The organism is Microcystis sp. M113S1 (assembly GCF_020246945.1).
Classification (GTDB): domain Bacteria; phylum Cyanobacteriota; class Cyanobacteriia; order Cyanobacteriales; family Microcystaceae; genus Microcystis.
The window spans coordinates 1-9332 of sequence record NZ_JADBSA010000018.1 but is presented as its reverse complement, the minus strand read 5'-3'; the positions used below and the strand labels follow the sequence as shown (position 1 = coordinate 9332).

The 9332-nt window shown below is 40.7% G+C and carries 9 protein-coding genes and 1 pseudogene; 4 read left to right on the top strand and 6 right to left on the bottom strand.

From position 1 onward, the window contains the following. Positions 1-610: 610 nt before the first annotated feature. The 3 genes and pseudogenes from IM319_RS01120 to IM319_RS01110 all read right to left on the bottom strand — a co-directional run bounded on the left by IM319_RS01120 (position 611) and on the right by IM319_RS01110 (position 2019). The gene (locus tag IM319_RS01120) at positions 611-952 is read right to left on the bottom strand and encodes a phage holin family protein (protein ID WP_271989017.1); all 342 of its coding nucleotides are present in this window, start codon (positions 950-952) and stop codon (positions 611-613) included. Between the two features lie 128 nt (positions 953-1080). Continuing rightward, positions 1081-1213: pseudogene (locus IM319_RS01115) on the bottom strand (IS30 family transposase); the annotation flags it as partial. A 71-nt stretch (positions 1214-1284) separates the two neighbouring features. Further along, positions 1285-2019, bottom strand: coding sequence for a hypothetical protein (locus tag IM319_RS01110; RefSeq protein ID WP_287734298.1), 735 nt, complete (start codon positions 2017-2019; stop codon positions 1285-1287). A gap of 74 nt (positions 2020-2093) precedes the next feature. Here IM319_RS01110 and IM319_RS01105 point away from each other — a divergent pair, with 74 nt between their 5' ends. Together IM319_RS01105 and IM319_RS01100 are read left to right on the top strand one after the other, a co-directional pair. Then, the gene (locus IM319_RS01105; RefSeq protein ID WP_287734297.1) at positions 2094-2483 is read left to right on the top strand and encodes a hypothetical protein; all 390 of its coding nucleotides are present in this window, start codon (positions 2094-2096) and stop codon (positions 2481-2483) included. A 345-nt stretch (positions 2484-2828) separates the two neighbouring features. Then, on the top strand, positions 2829-3185 hold the full coding sequence (locus IM319_RS01100) for an iron-sulfur cluster assembly accessory protein (protein ID WP_287675804.1): 357 nt from the start codon (positions 2829-2831) through the stop codon (positions 3183-3185). Between the two features lie 459 nt (positions 3186-3644). Here the strand turns inward: IM319_RS01100 and IM319_RS01095 are convergent, their stop codons facing one another. Then, entirely contained in the window at positions 3645-4100 is a 456-nt protein-coding gene (locus IM319_RS01095) for an HNH endonuclease (RefSeq protein ID WP_287734296.1), read from the bottom strand. After that, positions 4100-4366 carry a hypothetical protein gene (locus tag IM319_RS01090; protein ID WP_286825003.1) on the bottom strand — a complete coding sequence of 89 codons (267 nt, stop codon included), beginning with the start codon at positions 4364-4366 and terminating at the stop codon, positions 4100-4102. Before IM319_RS01090 ends, IM319_RS01095 begins: the two co-directional genes overlap by 1 nt. Before the next feature lie 258 nt (positions 4367-4624). Here IM319_RS01090 and IM319_RS01085 point away from each other — a divergent pair, with 258 nt between their 5' ends. Beyond that, the gene (locus IM319_RS01085) at positions 4625-8497 is read left to right on the top strand and encodes an Eco57I restriction-modification methylase domain-containing protein (RefSeq protein ID WP_287734295.1); all 3873 of its coding nucleotides are present in this window, start codon (positions 4625-4627) and stop codon (positions 8495-8497) included. Between the two features lie 78 nt (positions 8498-8575). Here IM319_RS01085 and IM319_RS01080 read toward each other — a convergent pair whose 3' ends face one another. Beyond that, positions 8576-9037 carry a DUF29 domain-containing protein gene (locus IM319_RS01080; RefSeq protein WP_286825000.1) on the bottom strand — a complete coding sequence of 154 codons (462 nt, stop codon included), beginning with the start codon at positions 9035-9037 and terminating at the stop codon, positions 8576-8578. A gap of 91 nt (positions 9038-9128) precedes the next feature. On the opposite strand from IM319_RS01080, the gene IM319_RS01075 reads away from it, so the two are divergent. After that, on the top strand, positions 9129-9332 hold a 204-nt coding region (locus IM319_RS01075; RefSeq protein ID WP_287734299.1), incomplete at its 3' end, for a helix-turn-helix domain-containing protein.

Sequence of the window (9332 nt, the reverse complement as noted above, 5' to 3'; positions counted from 1 at the left end):
TAGACTTTTTGTCAATCAAAAAGTACCAGGCATGGGAGTGATCAGGGGGAAAATTCAGGTACTTTTTCCCTGAAAATTAGGTAGTTGACCACCTGAAAATCGGTAAAACCCATCCCCCATCCCCCAACCCCCAACCCCCACCGAAAAACTTTTTCAGCAGACCCTACTTAGCTCAACAATTCCAGTTAAGTAGGTAGGCGTTAAAAATTATCAGATCCCCCCGCCTATCGGCACCCCTCTTATCAAGGGGGGCAGGGGGGATAAGAGGCAAAATCTATCTTCAATTTAATTATAACTACTTACTTATTTTAACAGTAATTGAACTTGCTCTGGCTGCTTGAGATGGAAATCTTGGGATTAAATTTTCCTGATTTTTAAGTAGGTAGGTGTTAAAAACTTTCAGATGCCCCCCTTATTAAGGGGGGATTAAGGAGGGATCGAACCCAAAATCCATCTTCAATTTAATTATAACCAGCTACTTAACCACAAAAGCTACAGCAAATCAGTAGAGATTTACTCATCCCCAAAAAAATAGAGAGACGTTGTTATAATCAACGTCTCTAGATCAGAGTAAGCAAAGCTGTTTTAAACAACCGAATTATTGCCCACTTTAGTCAACAAAAAAACCATTTAAAACTCCTGAAATGATCGAAACCACGATCGAACCGAATAAAGCAGCAAAAAATGATTTTACCTCAAAGCCACTGATAAAATAGGAGGCTAAAGAAAAGGAAATGGCATTAACCACAAAAATAAATAACCCTAGGGTCAAAATGGTTAAAGGCAGGGTAAAAAGAATCAACAGGGGTCTAATGATAGCATTAATTAAACCCAAAGCGACAGCAGCTATCAAAGCCACGGTAAAATCTTTAATTTCTATACCGGGTACTATTCGCGCTGTAATCAATAAAGAGACGGCGGTAATCAACCAACGGAGGAAAAAAGATAACATAAGCCCATCCATCTAAAATAGTTCATCCTCATCTATTTTAATCGGCATCGCCACTTAAAGAGACGGGAGTTTTCAGGGAATGGTAACGAAAACTGACATTGAGTCCTTCTTCTGATTGTTCAGCCAATTCAAGTCTGAATTGCATCACTAGGCCGCTCTCCCCTGACAGAATACCTCATTTGCGGTCTGATAGTCAAGGCATTTTTGAGGCCGATTGTTAATTAAGTTTACGGCTCTTTTTACCTGCTCTGGTTTGACAATTGGGGTTGCTGAATCAAGATATGAATGTCAACTGTGTGCATCGTATCCAAAATATCTCAAATCAGCAACGCCTAGCGTTCTAATACCAATAAAGGAATCGGTTTCGCTTTTCGATCCCAACTCATTAAAACTATTTGTCCATGAATAGCTGGCTGCCAATTGGCTTGATCTGAGTCCGCATAAAGAAAGGTTTCTATACAATTAATAATCTCGTTAACAGTAGCGTAACTGGTTTGAGGGGGAAGTTTTGTCAGTTTAATCTGAATCCGAAATAAAACCCCTTTATTCGATTTTCCTTCCCCTTCCTGTGCTTCCACCTGGCAGGTGACATCAAAAGTTTTATTAATCTGTCTTTCTGCACCGACGATTCCCAGGGCATTTTTAGCTGTATTTAGTCGTAAAGCTTCGCCGATCAATTTAGCTATCTTTATCTTAATTTGGTTAACAATGAAGTAATGAAAAATCTCCTCATCCATTCTCATCCGCAAATAATTAAGATTAAATGCTCTAGAATAGACAAGATCGGGGTTAATTTCCATTTGTTTGATAGTATGAAGTGCTGACTTCAAGTTTTTTTCCAAATCTTTACTTTTAAGTTGTTCAAGCTTAACTTTCTTTTTGATCTGTTCTATTTGTAATTTGCCGTAAATAATTAAACCGATCACAGCAATAGTTAATGCAATTGTGCTATAAAGCCAAGCAGAATTGGGGGGAGAGGTTTTAACCGCCGGTTCAGGAGAAGGAACTTGGACGATGGAATTTTCTTGAGAAAACACCGATGGACTCGAAAACCAGAGAGGGAACATAGTATCGGTTATACTGATAATAAACAGGAAGATTTGATAAAACTAATATTCCCAGAAAAGGGGCAGGACTAAAGATGATATCTAGAAAAAATTTTAGCCAAAGCCAGCAAGTAAAAATCTGTAAAACGAGAATTGTTCGGGTATCAACTGGCATTTTAATGCTAATGAGTCTGCTTTCTCTCCTCTTAGCATCACCTAGTTTAGCATCTCCTGAGCCACCTAATTCGGTCATCGCCGCTACCCGTCAAGATTTGAGTCGGAAAACCAATATATCCGTTAATCGCTTGCAAATTCAAGCAGCACAACCACAAACCTGGCCCGATGGTTGTTTAGGATTAGCTAAACCGGGAGAACTCTGTACCCAAGCACTGGTGCAAGGATGGCGAATTATTCTGACTGATAAGCAAAAAACTTGGGTTTATCGCACCGATAGCAGTGGCACTAATCTCCGCTTAGAAAGGTGAATTTCTTTTGATATTTTCTGGCTGCTTTTTCGGCATCCCCAAAGCAGTGTTTTCCTGATTTGATTTTCCTCCCCCCAGGGAAGGCGAATTGTCTCAAGCACCCGGTTTGGTGATGAAAATCGGCTTAGAATGGCTCTATGGTTTGTTTTAAGAACCTAGTCGTCTCTGGCAACGCTATTTAATTAATAATCCCAGTTTTTTGCTCTTTTTTGCCTTATAACCCCTGTGAGGCTGGGAAAAGTAAACAGTAATTCAGTCAACAGCCCTCAACTATCGTTAAGATGGATAGGAGAAGGTAAAGTTTTATATGTCCCCTTCAACTGCGTTTAGGAGTTCCTGCTAAAGATGACACAAGCTACTCAGACTCAAGAAAAAGGAATTTTACTCAGTGAGGCTGCCCTCAAACACCTTACCATGCTCAAAGAGCAACAGGGCAAGGATTTATGTCTGCGCGTGGGTGTGCGTCAAGGTGGTTGTTCGGGAATGTCCTATATGATGGATTTTGAGCATCCTAGCAATATTGGCCCTCAAGATGAGGTTTTCGATTACGATGGCTTTAAAATTGTCTCTGATAAAAAAAGCCTGCTCTATCTCTACGGTCTCATGTTAGATTACAGCAACGCGATGATCGGCGGTGGTTTCCAATTCACTAATCCCAACGCCAGTCAAACCTGCGGTTGTGGTAAGTCTTTTGGCGTTTAATATTTCTGTTGGGGTGATACCTTTCACCCCCGCCTCCCAGAGGCGATTTTTTTTTGGCCAAAACCCTTGACAAAATCGGAGACTTGCCTTATACTTCTTGTATAGTGGGAATCCCTGCCTGCCTGCGAACCCTTCATTTTTAGGCTAGATACCCTGCTCTGAATCAGAGACGATAATAACCTGTTGATCATGATAGGGATTTTTCATTTTGATCGCTTTCCCTTCCCTTTGCTTGTCTGTTGGCCGCTGCATTACTGTCCTAGCACAATCAAAACATTGATAAAGCGCAAATTGGCTCTCTTAGGTTCGGTGGGTAAAATGTATTCTAAGATACAGTCCTGCGGGCGAGCGAGTGGAAGGAACCACAGAGACACAGAGAACACAAAGATCGATCGCTTCTATATAAGTTAAACTGATCACACAAAGAATAAGAGAGCCGCAAATTTACCGACAATCTTGCTAATTTAATCGACATTCTTCAAAGACGGGATCTCCCGGCGGTGGATGTCGCTTGAGGAGTATGTCAGCTTGGCGAATGTCAATTACCCTCTCTCGATTTAAGTCTAAAGCTGCAATCGTGACTTTTCCCACTGCCGTCAAGCTAATAATTACTCGACCGTCTGCCGACCAAATAAAATGGTCTTGCCAACGCTCCCTTCTCGGATGAAAGAGAGGTATGTCATCCCCTGAAGCTAAGTCTTTGATAGAGACCAGATTTCCCTTGCGGCGGTTGCAGTGAAAGCAAGCCAAGGCCAAATTATCCAAGCCGTCATCTCCTCCTTGAGTTAAGGGAATGACGTGGTCTATCGTAAAGGCAACATACTGCCATTTTTCTAAGGCATGGCAATACTCGCATAAATAATTGGCACGGATGCGAATTTCTGATTGGATAACTGAGGAAAACTTTTTAGACATTAAGAGGGGTTTTGACTGAGATTCCGCAAGGTACGATTGACAAAGCTGAGGTAGTCGTCAATTTCTTCGTAGGCATCGAGTTCTTGCTTTTCTGCGGGGGTAATTGCTGATTCTTTCTCTAGTTGGAGTAATTCTTCAATCCGAGTCTGAACGGCAGTGGAAGCTCGAAATATAGCAACTCCATCTTCTAATTCTAGGCAGACGGCTCCCTCTCTGGCTAGGACAGAGGGCAAGTGATTGAGTTTAGGGATTGCTTGGGGGGTCATTTCAGTTACCAGTTATCAGTCATCGGTGACTACCGCAGTCCAGTCGGTAGCTTGAAATAAGAAGAATTTTAACTTTTATCCCCATTATAAGTTACGATTCAAGCCTGCGGCTGTGGTAAGTCTTGGCGATTTTTTTTTGGCCAAAACCCTTGACAAAATCGGAGACTTGCCTTATACTTCTTGTATAATGGGAATCCGTGCCTGCCTGCGAACCCTTCATTTTTAGGCTAGATACCCTCAATGCTAGGATAATCAGCCATGTCAGGACAAACAAGCAATAAACCGCTTTTTTCTCAACACTATCTTGAGCATCGGCTGCCGGATTCTGGGGAATGGCAAGAGGATGTATCAGGGGCATTTTCCCGCTTAGAGAGTCTTTATCAACAAAAAAAGGCGATTTTGCCGACTCTTAACGAAGCGCAAACGGAAGCAGAATTAATACAACCGATTCTAGAAATTCTCGGTTTTAGTTATATACCGCAGGTAAGCAGTAGAGGAAAAGGAAGGTCAGAAAGGCCAGATTATGCTCTATTTGCCGGAGAAAATGACCGTTATCAAGCCTATTCCTTCCAGAATAATGAAAAAGCCTTTTATCGTCAAGTTTTAGCGATCGCTGAGGCTAAATACTGGCAACGTTCTCTTAGTGACGTTTCTAAGAATGATCAGCGAGATATCTGGAAAAATAGTAATCCTTCCTTTCAGATCACCAATTATCTGACGGGGACGGGGGTAGATTGGGGTATTCTCACCAATGGTCGGGAATGGCGCTTATATTACCGTCAAGCGTCCTCCACTGCCACGGAATTTTATCTGGTAGATTTGATGGAACTATTAGAAGGGGGAGATCGGCAAAAATTTCGGTATTTCTGGTTATTTTTCCGTCAAGAGGCTTTTATTAAGGATATTCACGGTCAGAATTTCCTTGAACGGGTCCGGGAGGGGAGTACCACCTATGCCACCAGAGTGGGTAACGAGTTAAAAGAGTTAGTCTTTGATCGCATTTTTCCCGATATTTCTAAAGGTTTTGTATCATTAAATACAGACATACAGCCAGACTTATTGTACGAGGCGAGTTTATCCCTGCTGTATAAATTATTATTTCTTCTCTACGCGGAAGCGCGGGACTTGCTGCCGGTGAGGGGAGACTATCGCGATTATAGCTTATTGCAAAAGACGCGAGAAATTGCCGTTAAAATCGATCGTCAGCAGGTCTTTAGTGGCACCTCGACGGGAATATACGATGCTCTCCTCAGTTTATTTCGCATTGTCGATCGAGGGGATGCTAATTTAGCCGTACCTCGTTACAACGGGGGTTTATTTGATATGGAAGAAGGCCGGGTGAATTGTTTTCTCGGTCAATATAAGTTATCCGATGCGGTTTTAGCGCCCATCTTAGACAAGTTAGCACGTTTTGAGGGACAGCCGATCGACTATAGTTTTTTAGGTGTGCGACAGTTAGGATCAATTTACGAAGGATTACTGGAATATCGCATCGTGATTGAGGGGGAATCGGTACATCTGGAAAATGATCGGGGAGAAAGAAAGGCCACTGGTTCCTATTACACTCCCGATTACATTGTTAAATATATTGTCAGTCATACCCTCAAACCAATTTTAGAGCAAAGAGCGCAACAGTTCGGGGATTTAATGACAGAAATCGCCACCCGAAGACAAGAAAGTGCCGATAGACGTTTAGGAAATCTCAGTCAGCAGGGATTACAAAAAGAGCTACAACGCTTAGAAAAAAAAGCGATCACCACCTTACTTGATCTTAAACTCTGTGACCCCGCCATGGGCAGCGGACATTTTTTAGTGGAAGCAGTGGACTATCTCACGGATGAGTTAATCCAGATTCTCAATCTTTATCCCGAAGATAATCCCGTTTTAACCATGTTGGAAACCACCCGACAAAATATTATCGACAATCTCCGACAACAGGGAATTATTCTCGATTCTCCCACCCTTGAACCAACGCAATTATTACAAAGAGTGGTGATGAAGCGCTGTATTTATGGGGTAGATATCAATCCGATGGCCGTAGAATTGGCCAAGGTTAGTCTCTGGTTACATTCTTTCACAGTGGGCGCACCTTTGAGTTTTTTGGATCATCATTTACGTTGTGGTAACTCTCTGATCGGAACTACCGCCAAGGACGCAGAAGCCGCTATGATTGAGGAAGAAAGTGGTCAATTAACTCTTTTAACTGGCCCTTTTGTCGGGTTACTTCGGGCCGCGGAAATTATGCGGGGAATTAGTACCCTCAGCGATGCGACTTTTGCTGAAGTGGAAGCAAGTGAACAGTTATTCCGTGATTTTGATAGTCAAGCTAAACCCTACAAGCGTTTATTAGATGTTTTCCTCTCTCGCTTTTTTGGGGTTAAAACTGCTATCGAGTTTCTGCAGCGTTACGGTGGCAATATATCGGCAATTAATTGGGATAAGTTACCCCCATCAGACCAACGAATTTTAGACCAAGCAGCTAGTTTATATAAAGATAAGCGCTTTTTTCACTGGGATCTGGAATTTCCCGAAGTTTTTATCGATCTTGATTCCGCTTCTTGGAAAGATAACCCCGGTTTTGATGCAGTTATCGGTAATCCTCCTTATGATGAATTGTCAGAAGAAGGGAAAATCGATGTTGATAATGACATAAAATATTTTAAATTAACTGCCAGATTTACCTATGGATTAGGCAACCGAATCAATATTTATAGACTTTTCATTTCTCAGGCTGTTTATTTGTTAAGAATTAATGGCAGACATGGATTTATTGTGCCATTATCTTTACTGGCCGATCAGTTTACATTGAAGCTAAGAAGGTATATTTTAGAAAACTTTCAAATAGATTTTATTGAACAATTTCCACAAAAAGATGATCCCAATAATCGAGTTTTTATTGATGCAAAATTATCGACTTGTATCTATATACTATGTAAAGCTTATCCATGTGAAACCCACGAGATATGTGTAAAAAGTAATCCAGGTAAACTCATTTTAGAGCAATCACCAAGCTATAAAACACTACAAAGTAACTTTTTTGAGTTTGATCAAGATAATCTGTCAATTCCTACTTTAGATAATTCTTCTTGGGAACTCTTATTAAAACTGGCCAAAGATACGAATTTATCTAAGCTAGGAGAATATATAAAAGCTTCACCGGGAGAACTAATGATTAATAGTTCATTTAAACCTTATATCAGCGATAAAGAAAAAGGTGTAGAGGTCATTCGTGGATCGCATATTTCTAGATACGCAATTGTAGAACCTAAACAAGGAGAAGATATATATTTTAATCGGGAACTTTACTTATCAAAACATGGTGATAGTTTAAAAGCTTCCAGTTATAAAAATAAAAGAGTTGTTTATCAACGTTATGCCGCAATTGATAATTATCGAAGATTAATCGCTACAATCTTACCAGAAAACTATTTTTGTTCTCATACAACTGGCTATTTTTCTAGCATAGACGGTTATAGTCTAGGATTTATGGCAGCTTTAATGAACTCAAATTTTTTAGACTGGAGATTTAATTTAACTAGCACAAATAATAATATAAATGGTTATGAGTTAGAATCCTTATTAGTTCCTAAAATATCTTTTAACACCAATAGCGATCGCCGTCAACGGTGTTTAGAGAAACTTATTAAAAGTTATCAAGAAAAGCAAGAGATATTAAAGGAAATCGAGGAGCATATTAGGAGAGAGGAAACTGATATAGTCCATGATATTCTGGCCTACTTAGCAGAACAGATGATCGAGATAAATCGGGAAAAACAAAAAGAAATCAAAAGCTTTTTGAGATATTTAGAGAGAATGATCGGCAGTGCGATCAATAATTTAACCAACAAATCAAAAATCCAAAACTATCTCGGTGACTATCAAAAAAGCGAACCTCATCTTAGCTTCGAGCAACTTGGGGAGATACTGAAAAAGAACAAAAAGAAAATTAGCGTTAACTTGCTTGATCGCCAAATACAGGAAACCCTAGAAAAAGAATATCAAACCAGTCTAGAGAAACTTTTACCCCTAAAACAACAATTAAGCACCATCGATGAATTGATCGATCTAATTGTTTATAAACTCTATGGATTAAGCGAGGAAGAAATTAAAATTATTGAAGGGAGAGAGTAAAAAAAAAGAATCAGCTGCCCGCGTATTTAAATTACTTGTTGAGATACAGATCCCGTCGAGGTGGTATAACCGTTAAATTTACGACCAATCCTGACTCGTATCGCAGAGGAAATGGTCGGCCATGATGTCCTCGAAGGTGAAAGAACAGTGAGAGGGAAAAGTCCGTATCGGTAAATCCGTCTCGCGTAAAGCCAAATCGACCCCGGCCTCGAAAGCATCGGATAAAGCCGTCGGTATCCGGGATTTTAAACTAGGATTACCCTCTAGATGCCGTCTGATCGCTCGTCTCTGTTCTCTAATCGTCAAAAACCAGCTGCGAGAACGTTTATCTGGCTGATATTCCCATTTGAGAAGATGTCCTACCAAAACGGTTAGACGACTCACCAGTTCTCGATATTCTTGTTTACCCAAGGAAATGATTTCCTCCCGTAAGTTTTGCCAGTCCAGAGCTTCTACCTGTCGGTTGGCTAGAGCTTTCGCTTGTAGCTCTGTCCACCCGTAGAAGTCGTATTCATACAGGGAATTGGCTTGATCTTTCATCGAAAATTTTGGGTCTGAAACCCCGTCGTTTCACGACGGCTTTACCGTTAAATACTAGCGCATTTACCAAATATATGCTAAAATGTGAGACCTGGAAAAAGCCTATTCTTACCGATTTTACCCCACACCAGAACAAGAGTCGCTATTGCGGCGCACCTTGGGCTGTGTAAGATTTGTTTACAATAAAGCTCTCCACGAACGAACACTAGCTTGGTATGAAAAGCAAGAAAGAGTAGGATATGCTGAAACCTCTTCAATGTTGACCGATTGGAAAAAGCAAGAAGAATTAGACTTT

Coding starts and splice junctions, on each gene's coding strand:
- IM319_RS01120 (WP_271989017.1), bottom strand. CDS start 952: ATGTTATCTTTTTTCCTCCGTTGGTTGATTACCGCCGTCTCTTTATTG.
- IM319_RS01110 (WP_287734298.1), bottom strand. CDS start 2,019: ATGTTCCCTCTCTGGTTTTCGAGTCCATCGGTGTTTTCTCAAGAAAAT.
- IM319_RS01105 (WP_287734297.1), top strand. CDS start 2,094: ATGATATCTAGAAAAAATTTTAGCCAAAGCCAGCAAGTAAAAATCTGT.
- IM319_RS01100 (WP_287675804.1), top strand. CDS start 2,829: ATGACACAAGCTACTCAGACTCAAGAAAAAGGAATTTTACTCAGTGAG.
- IM319_RS01095 (WP_287734296.1), bottom strand. CDS start 4,100: ATGTCTAAAAAGTTTTCCTCAGTTATCCAATCAGAAATTCGCATCCGT.
- IM319_RS01090 (WP_286825003.1), bottom strand. CDS start 4,366: ATGACCCCCCAAGCAATCCCTAAACTCAATCACTTGCCCTCTGTCCTA.
- IM319_RS01085 (WP_287734295.1), top strand. CDS start 4,625: ATGTCAGGACAAACAAGCAATAAACCGCTTTTTTCTCAACACTATCTT.
- IM319_RS01080 (WP_286825000.1), bottom strand. CDS start 9,037: ATGAAAGATCAAGCCAATTCCCTGTATGAATACGACTTCTACGGGTGG.